At 74.4% G+C, this 18,576-nt stretch carries 16 protein-coding genes and 1 pseudogene; 9 read left to right on the top strand and 8 right to left on the bottom strand.

Annotation, left to right across the window (positions count from 1 at the left end; translation table 11 throughout):
• Positions 1-52: 52 nt before the first annotated feature.
• Positions 53-1,258 (top strand): ROK family transcriptional regulator, encoded by a 1,206-nt coding sequence (locus tag ASG49_RS14065; protein WP_235562086.1) that lies wholly within the window; start codon positions 53-55, stop codon positions 1,256-1,258.
• Between the two features lie 82 nt (positions 1,259-1,340).
• Here ASG49_RS14065 and ASG49_RS14060 read toward each other — a convergent pair whose 3' ends face one another.
• On the bottom strand, positions 1,341-2,123 hold the full coding sequence (locus ASG49_RS14060) for a TetR/AcrR family transcriptional regulator C-terminal domain-containing protein (protein WP_056542896.1): 783 nt from the start codon (positions 2,121-2,123) through the stop codon (positions 1,341-1,343).
• Positions 2,124-2,238: 115 nt separating this feature from the next.
• Between ASG49_RS14060 and ASG49_RS14055 the strand changes: the two genes are divergently transcribed.
• Positions 2,239-2,601: an Asp23/Gls24 family envelope stress response protein gene (locus ASG49_RS14055; protein ID WP_056542893.1), complete on the top strand. Its 363-nt coding sequence runs from the start codon at positions 2,239-2,241 to the stop codon at positions 2,599-2,601.
• Here ASG49_RS14055 and ASG49_RS14050 read toward each other — a convergent pair.
• The 3 genes from ASG49_RS14050 to ASG49_RS14040 all read right to left on the bottom strand — a co-directional run bounded on the left by ASG49_RS14050 (position 2,598) and on the right by ASG49_RS14040 (position 6,911).
• Positions 2,598-4,064 (bottom strand): amidase, encoded by a 1,467-nt coding sequence (locus tag ASG49_RS14050; protein ID WP_056542892.1) that lies wholly within the window; start codon positions 4,062-4,064, stop codon positions 2,598-2,600. The genes ASG49_RS14055 and ASG49_RS14050 overlap by 4 nt on opposite strands.
• Positions 4,061-6,340 carry a maltose alpha-D-glucosyltransferase gene (treS, locus tag ASG49_RS18690; RefSeq protein WP_156384349.1) on the bottom strand — a complete coding sequence of 760 codons (2,280 nt, stop codon included), beginning with the start codon at positions 6,338-6,340 and terminating at the stop codon, positions 4,061-4,063. Before treS ends, ASG49_RS14050 begins: the two co-directional genes overlap by 4 nt.
• A 67-nt stretch (positions 6,341-6,407) precedes the next feature.
• On the bottom strand, positions 6,408-6,911 hold the full coding sequence (locus ASG49_RS14040; RefSeq protein ID WP_056542890.1) for an Lrp/AsnC family transcriptional regulator: 504 nt from the start codon (positions 6,909-6,911) through the stop codon (positions 6,408-6,410).
• Positions 6,912-7,044: 133 nt separating this feature from the next.
• On the opposite strand from ASG49_RS14040, the gene hppD reads away from it, so the two are divergent.
• The 3 genes and pseudogenes from hppD to ASG49_RS19380 form a co-directional block, all read left to right on the top strand.
• A complete protein-coding gene (gene hppD, locus ASG49_RS14035; protein ID WP_056542887.1) occupies positions 7,045-8,250 on the top strand; it encodes a 4-hydroxyphenylpyruvate dioxygenase in 1,206 nt (401 codons plus the stop codon).
• A 136-nt stretch (positions 8,251-8,386) separates the two neighbouring features.
• Positions 8,387-9,346, top strand: a complete 960-nt coding sequence (locus tag ASG49_RS19385; RefSeq protein WP_235562085.1) for a hypothetical protein — start codon at positions 8,387-8,389, stop codon at positions 9,344-9,346.
• A pseudogene (locus tag ASG49_RS19380) lies at positions 9,307-11,179 on the top strand (alpha-glucosidase); the annotation flags it as partial. The gene ASG49_RS19385 and the pseudogene ASG49_RS19380, both read left to right, overlap by 40 nt.
• A gap of 55 nt (positions 11,180-11,234) precedes the next feature.
• Here ASG49_RS19380 and ASG49_RS19375 read toward each other — a convergent pair.
• From ASG49_RS19375 to ASG49_RS14020, 3 genes are read right to left on the bottom strand one after another with little or no spacing between them, the layout of a single operon-like run.
• Positions 11,235-11,384 carry a hypothetical protein gene (locus ASG49_RS19375; protein ID WP_235562084.1) on the bottom strand — a complete coding sequence of 50 codons (150 nt, stop codon included), beginning with the start codon at positions 11,382-11,384 and terminating at the stop codon, positions 11,235-11,237.
• Position 11,385: 1 nt separating this feature from the next.
• A complete protein-coding gene (locus ASG49_RS19370) occupies positions 11,386-11,568 on the bottom strand; it encodes a hypothetical protein (protein ID WP_235562083.1) in 183 nt (60 codons plus the stop codon).
• The gene (locus ASG49_RS14020) at positions 11,565-13,394 is read right to left on the bottom strand and encodes a hypothetical protein (protein WP_200936332.1); all 1,830 of its coding nucleotides are present in this window, start codon (positions 13,392-13,394) and stop codon (positions 11,565-11,567) included. Before ASG49_RS14020 ends, ASG49_RS19370 begins: the two co-directional genes overlap by 4 nt.
• Positions 13,395-13,456: 62 nt before the next feature.
• Here ASG49_RS14020 and ASG49_RS14015 point away from each other — a divergent pair, with 62 nt between their 5' ends.
• Positions 13,457-14,254 (top strand): MerR family transcriptional regulator, encoded by a 798-nt coding sequence (locus tag ASG49_RS14015; RefSeq protein WP_056542885.1) that lies wholly within the window; start codon positions 13,457-13,459, stop codon positions 14,252-14,254.
• Positions 14,254-15,318 carry an alcohol dehydrogenase catalytic domain-containing protein gene (locus tag ASG49_RS14010; protein WP_056542883.1) on the top strand — a complete coding sequence of 355 codons (1,065 nt, stop codon included), beginning with the start codon at positions 14,254-14,256 and terminating at the stop codon, positions 15,316-15,318. Before ASG49_RS14015 ends, ASG49_RS14010 begins: the two co-directional genes overlap by 1 nt.
• 13 nt (positions 15,319-15,331) lie before the next feature.
• Here ASG49_RS14010 and ASG49_RS14005 read toward each other — a convergent pair whose 3' ends face one another.
• Complete coding sequence (locus tag ASG49_RS14005; RefSeq protein ID WP_056542881.1) at positions 15,332-16,126, bottom strand: thioesterase family protein; 795 nt, start codon at positions 16,124-16,126, stop codon at positions 15,332-15,334.
• Between the two features lie 140 nt (positions 16,127-16,266).
• On the opposite strand from ASG49_RS14005, the gene ASG49_RS19485 reads away from it, so the two are divergent.
• Both ASG49_RS19485 and ASG49_RS14000 read left to right on the top strand, forming a co-directional pair.
• A complete protein-coding gene (locus tag ASG49_RS19485; RefSeq protein WP_255355136.1) occupies positions 16,267-16,395 on the top strand; it encodes a hypothetical protein in 129 nt (42 codons plus the stop codon).
• 84 nt (positions 16,396-16,479) lie between these two features.
• On the top strand, positions 16,480-18,534 hold the full coding sequence (locus ASG49_RS14000; protein ID WP_162244531.1) for an ATP-binding protein: 2,055 nt from the start codon (positions 16,480-16,482) through the stop codon (positions 18,532-18,534).
• The last annotated feature ends 42 nt before the right edge of the window (positions 18,535-18,576 follow it).

Here is an 18,576-nt window from a genome sequence, read left to right as displayed (position 1 = left end):
AAATAGACCAGTGGAGACGTCCCCGGGTCGGTCCGATGGTTGAATGCGGGTCGTGACCCTGTCCGCGATCGTCGTCGTCCCCGGCGACACCGCGACCGCCGGCGAGGTGTTCTCGCTGGTGCGCGACGGGGTCGTGGCCACCCGCAGCGACATCGCCCGGCTGACCGGCCTCTCCCGCACCGCCGTCGCCGCGCGGGTGCAGGCGCTGATCGACGTCGGTCTCGTGGCCGAGGGCACCGACCCCGACCGGCCGCCGGCCTCGGGACGTCCGCCCGTCGTGCTGCGGCTCGACCGGACCGCCGGGGTGGTGCTGGCCGCGGCGATCGGGCGCAGCCGCACCCAGCTCGGCGTGTGCGACCTCGACGGGCAGGTGCTGCTGGCCCGCGACGTCGACCAGGAGGTCGGCCTGACCCCCGACGTGCTGATGCCCCGGGTGGTGGCGGCGCTCGGCGACCTGCTCGGCGAGCTCGGCCGCGACGCCGCCCAGGTGCGGGCCGTGGGGCTCAGCATCCCCGGCACGGTCGACACCGCCACCGGCGCCAGCCTCGACTCGCCGATCATGACCGGCTGGGACGGCGTCGCGCTGGCGCCGTACGTCGCGGAGCTCACCGCCGCGCCGGTCTTCGTCGACAACGACGCCAACGTGATGGCGCTCTCCGAGCGCCGCGGCCACCTCGAGGCCCACCGCGACCTGCTCTTCCTCAAGGCCTCCACCGGCATCGGCGTCGGCGTGGTCACCGGCGGCCGGCTGGCCCGCGGCGGGCTCGGCGCCGGCGGCGAGATCGGCCACACCAAGGTGCCGGCCGCGTCCGGGATGGCGTGCCGCTGCGGCGAGTCCGGCTGCCTGGAGGCGCTGGCCTCGGGCTGGGCGCTGGTGCAGGCCGCCCGCGAGGCGGGCCACGAGGTCTCCCACGTCCGGGACCTGGTGGCGCTCGCCGGTCGTGGCGACCCCGAGGCCCGCCACCTCGTGCGCGAGGCCGGCCGCCGCATCGGCGAGGTGCTGGCCGCGGCCGTCAACCTGCTCAACCCCGAGGCGGTGGTGGTGGGCGGCGACCTGGCCGGGGCCTACGACCCGTTCGTCGCGGGGCTGCGCGAGTCGCTCTACTCGCTGGCCACCGCGCTGGCCACCCGCGACCTCGTCATCGTCGCGCTCACCCACGGCGAGCGCTCGGGCGTGGTCGGCTGCGCCGCGCTGGCGCTGCGCGAGGTGCTCGACTCCACCGCCGTCGACCGGCTGCTCGCCGCCCGGGGAGCGTGACCCCCGGGCGCGACCCGGGTCGACCTCGGGACGTGAGCGTCGTGCGGAGCCGGCCCGGGGAGCGCTGGTGTCCCGAGGTGGGTCAGCCGAGCTCGGAGCGCACCAGGGTGAGCCGCTCGAGCAGCGACTCGAGGGCGACCTCGAACTCGGTCGCCGCGGCGTCGTGGGCCAGGTCGTGCCGTAGCCGCCACACCGTGGCGTGCCGGGACGCCTCGACGTCGTCGGCCAGGTGGTCGTCGACCACGTCGAGCGGCCCGACGTCGGCGCCGTGGGCGGAGACCTCGAGCAGCAGGGTGCCGAGCAGGAAGCTGGTGAAGGAGCGGTACGCCGCCACGGCCGCCTCGTCGCTGAACCCCTCCTCGAGCAGGCCCGAGAGGAAGGCGTCGACCCACTCCAGGCTGCGCAGCGGCGGTCGGAGCCAGGGCGCCTCGGGGGGACGGGAGGCGACGAGCGGGAACGCCTTGGGGTGGGCGAGCGCCACCCGGCGTACGCCGTGGGCGAGGCGCTGCAGGAAGTCCTGCCAGCCGTGGGTCGGGCTGTGGAGCACGTCGGGGTCCATGCGGAGGTCGCCGATCAGCAGCTCCACGACGCCGTCGAGGAGCTCCTCCTTGCCCGGCACGTAGCGGTAGAGCGACATCGCCTCGACCCCCACGCGGTGGCCGAGCCGGCGCATCGTCAGGCCGGCCAGGCCCTGCTCGTCGATGTGCGCGAGCGCGGCGGCGAGGATGCGGTCGCGGTCGAGGGCGACGCGGTCCGACGGGACGGCCTCCCCGGCCACGACGGCCGCGTCGGCGTCGGGCACGGGGTCGGGCGCGGGGTCCGGCACGGCGTCCGGCACCGGGGTCGTGCCTGGTGTCGCGTCCATCGCACCTCTTCCGTCACGGTGAGCGTAGCCGGGAGGGCCCTGGCTCCCGGGCGTGGCGTACGCTCGGTCGCACTTACAACGTAAGGCTGGCGCGCACGAGCAGGAGGACCGCCGCATGGAGGCCGAGAGCCGGACCTCGATCGACCTGGGGTCGCTGGCCCGCATCGCGGCGCTGGCCGTCGCGCAGACCGACGGGCTGGACCCGGTCGACGACCCGGCGGACGGCCCTCGCGGCGACGGCGCCGCCGTGGTCGAGGTGGACGCGGACGGCTCGCTGCGGGTCCGGCTGCGCGTCCACGGCCACTGGGGCACCTCGCTGCCCCGGGCGGCCTCGCGGCTGCGGCGCGAGGTGGTGCGGGTGACCGCCGCGATGACGGGGCTGCACGTCGCGCGCGTCGACGTCGAGGTGGTGGGACTCCTCGCTCCCGGCCCCACCGCGGCGCCGGCGCCGGCCCCGGCCGGGTCGCCGGTCCTCTAGGCGCCGAGCAGCGGCGGTCGCCGGAGGTGGTGGTCGGTGACGGTCTCCCACGCCGCGGCGAGCGCGAGCAGGTCGTCGTCGGCGCGCGGCCGCCCGATGACCTGCAGCCCCATCGGCAGGCCGTCGCCCGAGAAGCCCGCGGGCATCGCGAGCACCGGCGTGCCCAGGAGGGTGCCCAGGGCGCTGACCTCCATCCAGCGGTGGTAGGACGACATCGCCACCCCGGCCACCTCGCGCGGCCAGTCGAGGCGCGCGTCGAACGGCAGCACCTGGGCGGTGGGCAGCACCAGCAGGTCGACGTCCTCGAAGAGCCCCAGCACCCCGCGGTAGAGGTCGGTGCGCAGCTCGGAGGCCACCATCACGTCGTGGGCGGAGAGCGGGGGCCGGTCGCCGTCGCCGAGCAGGCCCTCCACCTCGAAGCGGGCCTCGGGCTTCATCCGGGCGCGCAGCACCGGGTCGGCGTACGTCGGGGCGAGGGCGGCCCCGGCGAGCCAGTGCCGCCACGGCAGCCAGGTGCGCCAGAGGTCCTCGGGCCCGCCGAACCGGCCGTGGGCCGGCAGCGCGGCCTCGACGACCTCCATCCCCAGCGCGGTGAACGACGGCAGCGCGCGGCCGCAGATCTCGAGCACCTCGGGCTCCATCGGCAGGTGGCCACCGAGGTCGCCCAGCCACCCCACCCGCACCGGCCGCCCCGCCGACCCTCGCCGGTCGAGCAGTCGCTCGGGTCGGCCGAGCCCGTCGAGACCCAGCGGGTCCCGCGCGTCCGGCCCGGCGAGGGTGCGGTGCAGCGCGGCGAGGTCGGCCGCGGTGCGGGCGACCGGCCCGTCGACCCCGCCGCGGGAGAGCCAGCTCTCGCCGTCGACCTGCGGCACCCGGCCGAGCGAGGGACGCAGGCCGTAGACGTCGTTCCACCCGGTCGGGTTGCGCAGCGAGCCGAAGAAGTCGCTGCCGTCGGCGACCGGCAGCATCCGCAGCGCCACGGCGACCGCCGCCCCGCCGCTGCTGCCGCCGGCGGTGCGGGACTGGTCCCAGGCGTTGAGCGTGGTCCCGTGCACGGCGTTGTGGGTGTGCGAGCCGAGCCCGAACTCCGGGGTGTTGGTCTTGCCGACCACGATGGCGCCGGCGGCCCGCAGCCGGGAGGCGACGAGCGAGTCGCTGGTCGCAGGAGGCGCGTCGGCGACGAAGCCGCGGCTGGTCGGGAGCCCCGCGACGTCGTTGAGGTCCTTGACCGCGACCGGCAGCCCGTGGAGCCAGCCCCGGGGCCGACCCGCCGCCAGCTCGGCGTCGGCCGCGGCGGCCTCGGCGAGCAGCTCCTCGCGGGGACGTCGGGCGACGACCGCGTTGACCACCGGGTCCAGCGCCTCGATCCGGTCGAGGTGGTCGGTCATCACCTCCACGCAGGAGGCCTCCCGGCGCCCGACGGCACCGGAGAGGTCGAGGGCGGAGAGGTCGGCGAGGCTCACGCGTCCGCCTCGTCGCCCTCCGGCGTCGGCGGCTCGACGTGGAGCGCGAGCCCCTCGTGCGGGGCGAGGGTGACGCTGAAGGCCATCAGGTCGTCGACCGTGCCCATCTCCACGCCGTCGGCGAGGTCCGTGACCAGTGAGCCCGGCACGAGGTGCTTGGAGCGCACCGTGCCCTGGACCTCCTCGGTCGAGAAGTTGAGCACCGTCACCTCGTGGCTGCCGTCGGCCAGCAGGTGCACCATCACGAGCATCCCGCGGTGGGAGACCGGCGGCACGTCGACCTGGGTGGCGGTCGCCACGCCCGAGGAGTCGCGCACGGCCAGCACCGTCTTGAGCTCGCGGGCGAACGACCCCGGCCGCTCGAGCTGCTCGGGGAGCGGGCCGTAGAGGCTGGTGCCCTGCGGCATGCCGGTGAAGCGGTCGTTCTCGCCGTACGCCATCAGGTCGTACGCCGCCCGGTGGATCCACCGCGTGTCACCGCCGCGCAGCAGCCCCCGCACCTGCTCCCGCGGCAGCGGGAGCATGCCGCACAGGTCCCAGCCCGAGAGCGCGAAGACGCCCGGCTGCCAGGCGTTGAACATCGCCAGCAGCAGGTGGGCCTGCTGGATCTCCTCCACGCACGCCGCGTCGATGTCGTCGAGGTCGGTGATGCCGAGCGAGGCGGCGATGATGCTGGCCGTCGTGGAGGCGATGCCGTTGGTGGTGAACACCGCGTTGTACGGCGCCGCCTCGCCCGTCAGCCGTTCCAGCAGGTCGGCTCGCACCGTCTCGGCGAGGTCGCCGCCGAGGATCGTGTCGCCGCGGAAGGTGTACTCGTCGTCCTTGTGCCGGGTGGCGAAGTGCACCAGCTCGTAGGTCAGCTCGTCGTGGTTCTGCAGCGCGTGCACCAGCCCGATCGGCGGCACGTCGTGCTCGAGGGAGAGGTTGAGCGTGAGCCGCAGGAACTCGGTGTCGGCGCAGGCCAGGGCGTGGTGGTAGGCCGGACGGTTGACGAAGTCGTAGGAAAGGTCCGCCCCCGCGCGCGAGGTCTCGCGGATGTCGTCGATGGTGAGGTTGAGCTCCTGGAAGGTGAAACCGCCGACCTTGCGGACCATGCTCGCGATCAGGTGGTTCGCCGCCTCCGAGAGCGGGTGCCCCTCGGACCACGCGGGCAGCCCCTCGGCGCCGATCTCCACGCCGAGGAAGCCGTTGGCGTCCAGCCGCAGCGCCCCCGAGCCGAGGTCGCCCAGGGAGTGCAGCGCGTCGCCGAACACCAGCCGCATGCCGGCGAAGGACGGGTCGAGCCAGTTGATCGAGGGCTGGCCCTCCTTGAAGTAGTGCAGGTAGACCCAGCGCCGCTCCACGCCGTCGGGACCGACCACCGCGGAGGTCACCGACCAGTTGGTGTCCTTGACCCCGGGGTCGTGGAAGATCACGCGCTGCAGCTGGCCGATGATGTAGCCCGCCTTGGCCAGGCGCTCCTCGGCCTCGGCGTCGAGGTTCTGCGAGTCGCGGCCGGGCTCGACGTCGGGCAGCAGGTGCCAGTCCTCGGGCTCGATCTGCACCATGTGGTAGATCCCGGGGTAGTCCTCGACCGCCATCTCGGCCAGCCGGAAGTCGGCGCCCTTGCCGGTGTGGCCCGGCACGATGTCGTCGATGATCGTGCCGCCGTGCTCGCCCGCGACCTCGCACATCGTGCGGAAGTCGTCCTCGGTGCCGAAGGCCGAGTCGATCTCGGTGCTGATCCGGTCGAAGTGACCGTCGACGCTCGGGGTGGGCTGCCAGCCGGTCAGCCCGCCGGCGCGCTTGACCGGCCCGGTGTGCAGCGCGTTGATGCCGATCTCCTCGAACACCTGCCACAGGTCGTCGTCGGCGAGCGTGCCGAGGAAGGAGTGGCCGGGCTTGGTCAGCATCGACAGCGGGTAGGCGGTGAACCACACGCCGGCGGTGCGGATCGCGGCGCGGGGGTCGGGCGTCGCGAACGGTCGCTGCCACATGCTGCCGCGGCCGCTGAACTGCCCGGCGATGGTGTTGGCGTCGCGCAGCATCGAGCCGCGCTGCAGCCACGCGACGTAGAACGGGTTGGTGCCCGTCGCCTCGCCGGTCCGGTCCTCACCGTGGGTCGGGCTGCCCTGCGGGCGCAGCCGCGCCCGCGGCTTGAGCGAGCGGGGTCGCGCGGGGAAGAACTGCTCGGAGTAGGTGATCTCCGAGGGCTCGTGCTCGGTCGACTCCGTGGGGTCGGTGCCGTCGGTCTCGGGACTGGTCGCAGGACTGGTCTGGGGGAGGTCGTCGGCCATGACGTTGATGTTTCCACGCCCGGCGGTTCTCAATCCCGCGGGTGGGCGGGCTGCGGGCCCCGGCCCCTCACCGGCGGTACGCCGGGGCGCGGGGTGGTCGGTCGGCCGCGGTGGTGGCGAGGAGCGGCAGCACCCGGGGCTCGATCAGCGTCGAGAGCACCATCACGCTCGTCGAGCGGACCACCGAGCCGCTGCGGTTGAGGTCGAGCAGCACGTCCTGCAGGCCCGCGTGGCTGGCGGCCGCGACGCGGCACAGCACGTCGGAGGTGCCGGTCGTCACGAACGCCTCGACCACCCCGGGGATGGCCAGCAGCTCCTCGCGCACGGAGTCGAGCGCGCCCTGGGCGATCTCGAGGGAGACGTACGCCGCGACGCCGAACCCCGCCGCCTCCAGCGACACCTGCGGGCTCCACCCGCGGACCACGCCCACCTCGGCCAGCCGGGCCAACCGGCTCTGCACCGTGGCGCGGGCGACCGAGAGCAGCCGCGACAGCTCGAGGTCACCGGCGCGGGGGTGGTCCCGCAGCGCCTCCAGCAGGGCGAGGTCGAGGGCGTCGAGCGGGTGGGTCATGCGTGCAGCCTAGACGCGTCCGACTGGTCAACCTGACCAGTCGCACCGTCAGCCGTCCGGCCAGAACCGGCAACCTGCTCAGCCCGGCACGCGCAGGTTGAGGAGCAGGCGACCGGGGTCCAGCATCGGCCCCATGACCCTGGAGCAGACCCTCACCGACGCAGAGCGCCTCGCCGACCTCGACCTGGGCACGCTGCAGCAGCTCGTCGGTCTCGTGGAGCACGACGCCGCCGCCGACCCCTTCCCCGTCGTGGGCTGGGACGCCGTGGTGTGGGCGGTCGGCAACGCCACCCAGACCGCCCACTTCTTCACCTCCGCCTTCGGGATGCGGCTGGTCGCCTACTCCGGCCCCGAGACCGGCAACCGCGACCACCACTCGTTCGTGCTGGAGAGTGGCGCGGTGCGGTTCGTCGTCAACGGCGGCGTCGCACCCGGCTCCCCGGTGGTCGCCCACCACGCCCGCCACGGCGACGGCGTCACCGACATTGCCCTCGAGGTGGTCGACGTCGACCGCTGCGTGGCGCACGCCCGGGCGCAGGGCGCCGTGATCCTCGAGGAGCCGCACGACCTGACCGACGAGCACGGCACGGTCCGCCGGGCCGCCGTCGCGACGTACGGCGAGACGCGGCACACGCTCGTCGACCGCAGCCGCTACACCGGCCCCTACCTCCCGGGGTACGTCGAGCGCACCTCCACCTACGTCCAGCGCGAGGGGGCCCCGAAGCGGCTGTTCCAGGCGCTCGACCACGTGGTCGGCAACGTCGAGCTCGGCCACATGGACGAGTGGGTCGACTTCTACCGCCGCGTCATGGGCTTCACCAACATGGCGGAGTTCATCGGCGACGACATCGCCACCGACTACTCCGCGCTGATGAGCAAGGTCGTCGCCAACGGCAACCACCGGGTGAAGTTCCCGCTCAACGAGCCCGCGGTGGCGGCGCGGAAGAGCCAGATCGACGAGTACCTCGAGTTCTACGACGGCCCCGGCGCCCAGCACCTGGCGCTCGCCACCAACGACATCCTGCGCACCGTCGACGCGCTGCGCGAGGAGGGGATCGAGTTCCTGGCCACGCCCGACAGCTACTACGAGGACCCCGAGCTGCGGAGGCGGATCGGCGAGGTCCGGGTGCCGATCGAGGAGCTGCAGCGCCGCGGCATCCTGGTCGACCGCGACGAGGACGGCTACCTGCTCCAGATCTTCACCAGGCCGATCGGCGACCGCCCCACGGTGTTCTTCGAGCTGATCGAGCGCCACGGCTCGCTCGGGTTCGGCAAGGGCAACTTCAAGGCGCTCTTCGAGGCCATCGAGCGCGAGCAGGAGAAGCGCGGCAACTTCTGAGGCTGGTCCGCGGCACGACCGTGTGGACTCCTGGTCCCCCGGTGACGAGGAGTCCACACGGACCCTGTCCGCCGCGGTCGTCCACAGATCCGTCGTCCCCCTGGCCCGCGCCCTCGGCGGCCCCGATCCTCGACCGGTGCCCCACCCGCTCCCGCCCGAGGTCGTCGCGCTGCTCCGCCAGCAGGACGGCGTGGTGTCGCGGCGCCAGCTGCTGGGTCTCGGCGTGGGCGATCCATGCATGCGCACGTGGCTGCGCCGCAAGGAGCTCTGCTCGCTGCTGCCCGGGGTGTACGTCGACCACACCGGCCCACCGTCGTGGCGGCAGCGTGCGTGGGGCGCGGTGCTGTACGCCGCCCCGGCGGTGCTGCAGGGCCCGTCGGCGCTGCGGGCCGAGTCCGGGCCGGGACGGCGCGACCACGACGACGCGGGCCCGGTGCAGGTCCTGGTCGGCGCCGGCCGCACCGTGCGCGATCAGCCGGGCGTCCGCGTCCACCGGACCCGGCGGCTCGAGGAGGTGGCGCGGTGGCACGTCTCCCCGCCCAGGTGCCGGGTCGAGGATGCCGTGCTCGACGTCGCGTCGGTCGCACGCGACGACTTCGCGGCGTACGCCGTGCTCGCCCGCGCTGTCGGGGCCCGGCTGACGACACCGCTGCGACTGCAGCGAGCGATCGTGGCTCGCGGGCGGATCCCGCGGCGGGCGTTCCTCGTCGCGGCCCTCGACGACCTCGTCGAGGGGGCGTGCTCGGTGATCGAGCGGGCCTACCTCCGCGACGTCGAGCGGGCCCACGGTCTGCCGCGGGGCGACCGCCAGGTGCGGGGCTCCTCGCGAGGGCCGGTCTTCCGCGACGTGCACCACCGCCGCTTCGGCGTCACCGTCGAGCTCGACGGCCGGGCCGACCACACCGACGTCGAGGACCGCGACACCGACCTCGACCGCGACCTGGACGCCGTGGCGTACGGCGAGACCGCGGTCACCCTCCGGCTCGGCTGGGGCCAGACGGTCGGCCGTCCCTGCCGCACCGCCGTCCGGGTTGCCCGGGTGCTGCAGGCGCGTGGGTGGGACGGCGAACCGGTACGTTGCCCCGACTGTCCGTGACCGTGTGGACTCCTCGCCACCAGGTGACCAGGAGTCCACACGGTCGGCCCAAGGTCGGTCGGCGCCGGGTCGGTCGGCGCGACCACGGGCCGCCGCCCCTAGGCTCTGGCCGCGTGAGCGAGACGAGCCCCGCCCCGACCGAGATCCCGTGGTGGCACGCGGGGGTGGTCTACCAGGTCTATCCCCGCAGCTTCGCCGACAGCGACGGCGACGGCGTCGGTGACCTGGGCGGGGTGATCCAGCACCTGGACCACCTCGAGCGGCTGGGGGTCGACGCGATCTGGCTGAGCCCGGTCTACGCCTCGCCGATGGTGGACATGGGCTACGACATCAGCGACTACCAGGACATCGCCCCCGAGCTCGGGACCCTGGAGCAGATGGACGACCTGGTCGCGCAGGCGCACGCCCGCGGCATCCGGATCGTGATGGACCTCGTGGTCAACCACACCAGCGACCAGCACCCGTGGTTCGTCGAGAGCCGCTCGAGCACGGACAACCCCAAGCGCGACTGGTACTGGTGGCGCGACCGGCCCACCAACTGGGGCTCGGCCTTCTCCGGCCCGGCGTGGACCCTCGACGAGACCACCGGCCAGCACTACCTGCACCTGTTCGCGCCCGAGCAGCCCGACCTCAACTGGGAGAACCCCGAGGTCCGCGAGGCGGTCCACGCGATGATGCGCTGGTGGCTCGACCGCGGGGTCGACGGCTTCCGGATGGACGTCATCAACATGATCTCCAAGCGGCTCGTCGACGGCGAGCTGCACGACTCCCCGCTGGGGAAGGAGCACCCCGGCACGCCCGGCGGCATCGACGTGTCGGCGTACGGCGACCCGGCCCCGCACGTGATGAACGGGCCCCGCATCCACGAGTTCCTCGCCGAGATGCGGCGCGAGGTGTTCGAGGGCCGGCTGACCGCCTTCGGCGAGACCCCCGTGACGATCGGGGAGACGCCGGTGACGACCGTGGAGCACGGCCGGCTCTACACCGATCCCGCGCGCGGCGAGCTCGACATGGTCTTCACCTTCGAGCACGTCGACCTCGACTCCGGGCCGGGCGGCAAGTGGGACGTCGTGCCCCTGCCGCTCCCGCGCCTGAAGGCCGTGCTCGACGACTGGCAGCGCGGCCTGGCCGACGCGGGCTGGAACAGCCTCTACTGGAGCAACCACGACCAGCCCCGCCCGGTGAGCCGCTTCGGCGACGACTCCCCGGAGCACCGCACCGCCTCCGCCACCGCGCTGGCGACCGTCCTGCAGCTGCACCGCGGCACGGCCTTCGTCTACCAGGGCGAGGAGATCGGCATGGCCGACTCCGCGTGGGCGGGCGTCGAGCACTTCCGCGACCTGGAGTCGGTCAACCACTTCCACCAGGCGGTCGCCGCGGGCGAGGACGCCGAGCAGGTGATGGCGGCACTGCGGCGCAAGAGCCGCGACAACGCTCGTACGCCGGTCCAGTGGGACGCCTCGGCGCACGCCGGGTTCACCACCGGCGAGCCGTGGCTGCCGGTCAACCCCGACCACGTCGAGGTCAACGTCGCCGCGCAGGAGGACGACCCGACCTCGGTGCTGGCGCACTACCGCCGCCTGATCGCGCTGCGCCACGACGAGCCGGTGGTGGCCCGGGGTGACTTCACCATGCTGGTGCCCGACCACGAGCGGCTCTACGCCTTCACCCGCGAGCACGACGGCGTGACGCTGACCGTCGTGGCCAACCTCTCGAGCGACGGGCCGCTCGACCCGGTGACCGAGGGCGTGCCCGTGCCCGACGGTGCCGAGGTCGTGCTCAGCAACGAGCCGGACGCCGGGGCGAGCGACCCGCTCGGCCCGTGGGGCGCCCNCGTGTGCCTGAGCACGCGCCGGAGCGCGTCGTCAGGCACACGACTCGGCAGGACTCAGGGGTTCTGCTTGCGCAGCTCCTCGACGACCTGGCGCAGGCCCTCGTCGTTGACGCGGGTGAGCTCGCCCAGCACCTGCTCGAGCAGCTCGTTGGTGCGGACCAGCTGGTCCTGGAGGGCTCCGATGCCGGAGAGGGCGTTGAGCATGTCAGCTTCCTTCGGTGGGGGTGCGGGGGACGGGGACGTGCTGCTCCTCGAGCGCGGCCTCACGCTCGTCGCGGCGGCGTACGACCACGACGGTGGCGGCGAGCGCGGCGACCGGTCCCAGCAGCAGCGCCAGGAACATCACCCACTCGACGGCGTGCAGCGCCCCGAGGTGGAGCGGGGTCACGCGGCGGTCCGGGCGCGGGTCGCGTCGCGGTGACGGGAGGACGCGAGCCGGTGGTAGCGCGAGACGCCCCAGCCCAGCGCCAGCACGAGCACCGCGGAGCAGAGCAGCACCACGAGACCGGCGACGGTCCACAGCCAGGCCGGGATGTCGTCGTCGAGCTCGCGCTGCAGGATCGACTTCTCGTCGGTGAAGGAGCGGGTGGCGTCGCGAGCGGCGACGACGTCCTCGCCCAGCGCCTCGTCGGAGGGCAGGAAGACCGGCAGCGCCGAGATGTCGCGCCCGTCCTGCAGCCGCACCATCGTCTTCCAGGTGCCGCCCACGGGCATCGGCTCGGTGGTCTCCCAGACCGTGGGCGAGACCTCGCGCAGCGGCGCGACGTGCAGGCCCTCCGAGCCGCCGCCCTGCCAGGCGGTGATGGTCAGCCAGGCGGGCTCCTCGCCGGTGACGGGAGGGCGGTCGAAGCGGACGGTCGCGTCGGTGGTGGCGGCCTCGCCACGTGACGCAGCGGAGAGGTCCAGCGAGGCGGTGAGGTCGTCGGGCCGGGTGGTGCGCAGGCCGTCGACCACGCCGGCGGCGATCGCCAGCACGGCGGCCGCGAACAGCACCCGCACGAGCGTACGACGCGGCAGCGTGCCCTCCAGGCCCATCACCAGCAGGGCGCCGAGCACGCCGCCGGCCACGCCGCCGACGACCGCGAGCAGCACGCCCTCGAGGATGATGTCGCTGGTCCACGGCAGCGGGAACACCAGCTGGGTCCAGGCGAGCTCGCCGGCGAACCCGACCGTGCCGATGAGCAGTCCCGAGACGACGCCGAGCCGCAGCGGGCGACGGGCCACCACCAGGGCGGCGGCCTCGACGCACAGCGCCTCGACGACGTAGAGCGGGATCGCCGACCACAGCTCGCCGATCACCCACGGGCCGACGACGACGCTGACGCCGCCGCGCACGAGCACGTAGAAGCCGACCGCGGCCAGCGCGCCACCGCGGCCCAGCCACAGCCGGGCGGTCACCAGCGTGAGACCGGCGGCGACCGCGATCAGCAGCGGGTGCAGCACGAGCCGGAACTGCGGGACGCCGAAGTCCCACTCGGCCTGGAAGACCGAGAGCCCGATGAGCATGCCGCCGGTGACGCCGACCCGCATCAGGTAGCGGCGGCGACGCAGCGAGCCGTCCGGCACCGCGGCGCGGTCGGTGCCCTCCTCGAGCAGCACCGCCATGGCCACCAGGGACAGCCCGGCGCCGCCGATGAGCATCAGGTGGGTCGGGCCCCAGAGCGTGACGTCCTGGCCGAAGAGCCGGTGCCAGACGTCGTCGAGCGGGAAGCCGAGCAGGGCGTAGGCGCCGGCACCGGTGAGCAGCACGCCGCCGACCGGCATCCGCCAGCGGCGCGAGACGCGCAGCGCGGCGGGGCCGGCCTGCTCGGCGGTGGGCAGGGCGCAGGCGATCGCGCCGGAGGCGCTGAGGCCGAACAGGCCCAGCAGGATCGGGTAGTGCGCCGGGTTGGCCAGCGGCCCCTCGTCGCGCCCCACCCCGATGTGCAGGGCGATGTCCCAGTACATCCCCAGCAGCGCGGTGATGAGCGAGACCATCGCCAGCATCAGCGGCAGGGTCGACCAACCGGCCACGCCGCGGAACGCGGGCAGCCGCTCGAACCACGCCACGAGGCGGGCGAAGAACCGGTTGCGGCCGGTGCGGTGGCCGACCAGGGCCCAGCCCAGGAGGGCGCTCAGCACCACGACCACGCCCGTGGCGAGCACCACCTGGTCGAGCGGGGCGGCGCCGGCGGGGCGAGTCTCGCCGGCAGCGAGGGGGAGGGCCGTGCTCAACCATGACATATTTCGATGTAACACCAACGGATGGCACATGCGCAAGGGCTAGGCTGCGTGCCGTGGGCGACACCGAGGAGGCGAGCGGGTCCGAGGGGTCCGAGGACGGCTTCGTGATCGAGGAGCTCTCCCGCCGCACCGGGCTGACCGTCCGCTCGCTGCGCAGCTACCAGACCCAGAAGCTGCTGCCGCCGCCCTCGGTGCGCGGCCGCACCGGCTTCTACGGCGAGCAGCACGTCGCCCGGATCGAGCTGATCAAGGACCTGCAGAGCCAGGGCCTCAAGCTCAGCAGCATCGCTCGCATGGTCGACGGCCAGTCCGGCTCCGAGGCCGACCTGCTGCGGTTCACCCGCACCGTCACCAACCTGTTCGGCGAGCGGCGCGGCGCCTTCACCTCCGCCGAGGAGCTGATGGAGCGCTTCCAGGTCACCGAGGACGACGCGCCTACGATCATCGTCAAGGCGATGGAGCTCGGGCTGGTGCAGGACGTCGGCGACGGCACCTTCGAGGAGCTCTCCCCGGAGCTGCTGAGCGCCGGCGAGCGGGCGGTGCGGGTGCTGCGGCTCGACGCCGCCGGCGCACTGCGCGTCCTGGAGACGCTGCGTAGGCAGGCCGACGCCGTCGCCGACACCTACCTCGACCTGTTCATCGAGCGGGTCTGGTCGCCGTTCGTGGAGGCCGGCCGGCCCGCGGAGCAGTGGAGCGAGGTCGAGGCGGCGCTGCTCGACGTGCGCGCCCTGGCGACCGAGGCCCTGGTCAGCACCTTCGAGCTGGTGATGTCCGACCGGGTCGCCGAGGTCTTCGACCGCGAGGTCGTGCGGGGCGAGGCCCGGCCCCGGCGACGCGGGCGGGGCCGCTGATGCGCGCGGTCCGCTACGGCGCCTACGGCGCGACGCCCGAGCTGGTCGACCTGCCCGCCCCCGACTGCCCCGCCGACGGCGTGCTGGTGCGGGTCGAGGCGACCGGGGTGTGCCGTTCGGACTGGCACGCCTGGCGCGGCCACGACCCTGTGCCGCTGCCGATGGTGCCCGGCCACGAGCTGGCCGGCGTCGTCGCCGAGGTGGGTCCGGACGCCTTCTCCTCGGTCGGGTCCGTCGGGGCCGCGGGGGCCTGCTTCGAGGTCGGCGACCGGGTGACGGTGCCGTTCGTGGTCGGCTGCGGCCGGTGCCGGTGGTGCCGCGCGGGCGAGCAGCAGGTCTGCCCCGACCAGCAGCAGCCCGGCTTCACCTACGCCGGCTCCTGGGCCGAGCTGGTCGCCGTGCCCGCCGCGGCGGCCAACCTGGTCCGGCTGCCCGACGGCGTCGACACCGTCACCGCCGCGACGCTCGGCTGCCGCTACGCCACGGCGTTCCGCGCGCTGCGCGTGCATGGCCAGGTGACGGCCGGTCAGTGGGTCGCCGTCCACGGCTGCGGCGGGGTGGGGCTCTCGGCGGTGCAGATCGCGCGGGCGCTGGGCGCCCACGTGGTCGCGATCGACCCGTCGGCCGACGCGCGGCGTCTCGCCGTCGAGCTCGGCGCGCACGTGGTCGTCGACCCGGCGGAGACCGACGCCGCGGCCTACGTCCAGGACGTGGCGGGGGGCGCCGACGTCTCGCTCGACTGCGTCGGCGCGGCCGCGACCGCCCGCGCCTCCGTGGCGGGGCTGCGGCCACGCGGGCGGCACGTCCAGGTCGGGCTGCTGCTCGGCGACGCCGCGCGCGACGCGATCCCGATGGGCCTCGTCGTCGCCCGCGAGCTGAGCGTCCACGGCTCGCACGGCATGCCCTCGGGCGGGTACGCCGAGCTGCTCGACCTCGTCGCCGCGGGCACCCTGGACCCCCGCCGCCTCGTCACTCGCGTCGTCGACCTCGCCGAGGGACCGGCCGCGCTCGCCGCCCTGGACGACCCGTCGGCGGCCGTCGGCATCACCGTCCTGCGCCCCTGACGGGGCCGGGGGGCTAGCGGGGGGCGACCAGGAGGGGCTGGGCGACGGCGGCGACGAGGCCCTGGCGGTCGGCGAGGGTGGCCTGGGCGAGGCCGCGGCCGTGCGGGCCGATGGTGCTGCGGGCGTCGAACCACAGCCACTCCTCGGCCGGCTCGCGGAGCACCGTGACCGACAGCGTCGGCGGGATGAAGAGCCACTCGGCCAGCGGGAGCTCGCCCGACAGGCCGTTGGCGGAGTCGGCGACGACGAGCAGCCGGCTCACCGGGGAGGTCTCGAGGCCCTCGACGAGCGGGATCCGGACGCGGGCCCAGAGCGCGGCCGGGCCGGGAGCGGCGTACCCGCCCTCGACGAAGCGCCAGTCGACGGCCCGGCCGTAGCCCCACTCCGGCGAGGTGCCGGGGAAGAACTCCTGCGGCTGCTCGTCGGGCAGGGGCGGCAGCTCCGGCGCCGGGGCGGCCTGCTCGCGGGTGGCGTCGGGGGAGGTGACGATGCGCCAGGCCGTGGCCGAGACCGCCACCCGGTCGCCGACGGTCAGGCTGGCCTCGACCAGCTCCACCCGTCGCCCCGGCCGTACGACGCGCGAGGCCGCCCGCATCCGACCCTGGGGGATGCCGCCCAGCATGTCGACGGTGATCCGGGCGATGCCCGTGCCGGACCCGCCACCGGGGGTCTGCTCGATCACGTGGGCCAGCAGCGCGGCGGGCGGCCCGCCGTGCTGCAGCGACTCGTCCCAGGGGCTCGAGGTCGCCGTCGTGGACTCGAACTCGTGCTCGTCGACCTGGGTGTAGAAGGCGCTGGGCTGATCCACGGCTGTCCTCTTCGGGGTGAAAGTCCGGTTGTTGGGTACGTCACGTCATGGTCGTGGTTTCAACCACCGGCCGTGTTGGACGTTCTTCCTACCAGGAGGTGCTCCGTGAGCACTGGACCGTGTCGTCCCGTGACCCACCCGTGAACGGCCTCGTGCTCCACGTCGACGCCGCCGGCCTCGTGGCCGTGGCCCGCCTGATCGGCGACGGCCTGCGTGACGTCGGCCGCGAGGTCGGCCGGGTCCCCGCCCTGCTGGTGCGTCGGCACTAGACCGCGCCACCTCATCGGGTGGTCTCGCCCGAATTTCCGGACAAACCGGTCCGGAAACCGCCGCGCGGACCACATAATCCTCGGGTGAGGTCCCCGTCGCGCGAGGTGTCGCGCCTGCTGGTCTGGCTGGCGCTCTACGTCGCCGCCGGCGTGCTCGGGCGCCTGACCATCATCGACGGCCACGCCCTCAGCCTCGTCTGGCCGGCGGCCGGTGTCGGGGCGCTGTGGCTGGCCACCAGCACCCGGCGACGGCTGCCCGTCGACCTCGCCGTGCTCGGCGCCGCGGTCTTCGGCGTCAACGCCGCCACGGGTGCCCCGCCGGCGCTGGCGACGGTGTTCGTGGCGACCAACCTGCTCCAGGCGGCGCTCTTCGTCCTGGTGGTCCGGCGGCTGCGCCCCGACCTCCACTCCTTCGGTGGCACCCGGACGCCGGGCAACCTCGCCGACCTCGGCGCGATCACGGGCAGCGCCGCGCTGGCGTGCCTGGTCGCCGCGGGGCTGGGCCACGTCGGGCTGGGGCTGCTCGACCAGGACCTCGGCTGGATGAGCTTCTCGGTGTGGTGGGGCCGCAACCTGGCCGGCATCCTCACCGTCGGCGTGCTGGGACTGCTGGTCCTCGCGCGGGCCGACGACGTCGCGGGGAGGCGGCCCCCGTCCCGGCGTACGACGGTGGACGCGGTCGCGCTGACGGCGATGTCGGTGGCCCTCGTGCTGCTCGTCTTCGGCCGGGTCGAGGCCCCGCCGGTCGGCTTCCTGCTGCTGTTCGCGACCGTGCTGGCCGGCGTCCGGCTGGGCCCGGTCGGCGTGGTGCTCCACGGGCTGGGCACCGGCGGCGCGGCGATCGCCTTCACCCTGGCCGGCCGCGGCCCCTTCGCCGGGGTCCTCGACCTGGCCGAGCGGGCGCTCTACGCCCAGGTGTTCGTCTCCATGACCGTCCTGACCGGGCTGGTGCTCGCCTTCAGCCGGGCCGAGCGCAACCGGGCGCTGGCCGACCTGCGGGCGCTGCAGGCCGAGACGGCCGACCGGGCCCAGCTCTTCGGCGCGGTGCTCGAGCACATGCGCGAGGGCGTCGTGGTGACCGACGCCGACGGGGAGTTCCTGCTGCGCAACCCGGCGGGCCGGGTGCTGCTGGGCGAGGCCGACGGCGACTCGACGCGGGTCCAGGACCCGGCGTTCTACGACCTGCGCCACGCCGACGGCCGACCGGTGCTCGACGACGAGCGCCCGTTCCGGCTCGCCGTGCAGGGCCACCAGGTCCTGGCCGACTACCTGCTGCGTCCCCGCGACGGGCGCGAGCCGCTCGTGCTGGAGGTGGCGGCCTCACCGCTGCCGCCGGCCGACCCGGCCGACCCGCAGCGCCGGGCGATCATCACCTACCGCGACGTCACCGCGCTGCGCCACGACCGCGACGCCCTCGCGGCCTTCAGCGGCGTGGTGGCCCACGACCTCAAGCGGCCCCTCACCGTGATCAACGGCTGGTCCGAGGCCCTGGCCGAGGAGTTCCGCGACGGTGCGGTGGCGCCCGAGGACGGGCTGCGGATGCTCGACCGGGTCAGCGGCGCGGCGCTGCAGATGGGTCGCTTCATCGACGACCTGCTCAGCTACACCGTGGTGCGCGACGCCCCCGTGCAGCAGGTCGACGTCGACCTCTCGCGCGCGGCCGACGAGGCCGCCACCGCCTTCCGCGAGCGCGAGAACCGGCCCCAGGTCTACGTCCAGACCGGGCTGCACGCCCTCGCGGACCCGGTGATGGTGCGGCAGATCCTCGACAACCTGATCGGCAACGCCACCAAGTACGTCGCCCCGGGGGTGCGCCCCCGCGTGCAGGTGCGCGGCCGCGAGGACGTCGACTGGACCGTCCTGACCGTCACCGACAACGGCATCGGCATCCCCGCCGAGCAGCGCGAGCAGGTCTTCGAGACCTTCCACCGCGCCCACGGCGACGCCTACCGCGGCACCGGTCTGGGCCTGGCCATCGTGCGGCGCGCGGTGGAGCGCTGCGGGGGCACGGTGTCGGTGCGCGAGAACCCCGGCGGCGGCAGCGTCTTCGAGGTCCGGCTGCCCGCGGCACCGCTCACCGAGGTGGTCGAGGCGCCCCGGGAGCCGGGGCGGTGGTCCGCCCCGACCCCGACGGGGTAGGTTCCCGGGACACGTGAGCCGTGCGCGAGCGCGGCGACCATG

Source organism: Marmoricola sp. Leaf446 (assembly GCF_001424755.1).
Classification (GTDB): Bacteria; Actinomycetota; Actinomycetes; order Propionibacteriales; family Nocardioidaceae; genus Marmoricola.
This window is presented reverse-complemented; position numbering and strand designations above follow the sequence as displayed.

Coding starts and splice junctions, on each gene's coding strand:
- ASG49_RS14060 (WP_056542896.1), bottom strand. CDS start 2,123: ATGGACGCGACACCAGGCACGACCCCGGTGCCGGACGCCGTGCCGGAC.
- ASG49_RS14055 (WP_056542893.1), top strand. CDS start 2,239: ATGGAGGCCGAGAGCCGGACCTCGATCGACCTGGGGTCGCTGGCCCGC.
- treS (WP_156384349.1), bottom strand. CDS start 6,340: ATGGCCGACGACCTCCCCCAGACCAGTCCTGCGACCAGTCCCGAGACC.
- ASG49_RS14040 (WP_056542890.1), bottom strand. CDS start 6,911: ATGACCCACCCGCTCGACGCCCTCGACCTCGCCCTGCTGGAGGCGCTG.
- hppD (WP_056542887.1), top strand. CDS start 7,045: ATGACCCTGGAGCAGACCCTCACCGACGCAGAGCGCCTCGCCGACCTC.
- ASG49_RS19375 (WP_235562084.1), bottom strand. CDS start 11,384: ATGCTCAACGCCCTCTCCGGCATCGGAGCCCTCCAGGACCAGCTGGTC.
- ASG49_RS14010 (WP_056542883.1), top strand. CDS start 14,254: ATGCGCGCGGTCCGCTACGGCGCCTACGGCGCGACGCCCGAGCTGGTC.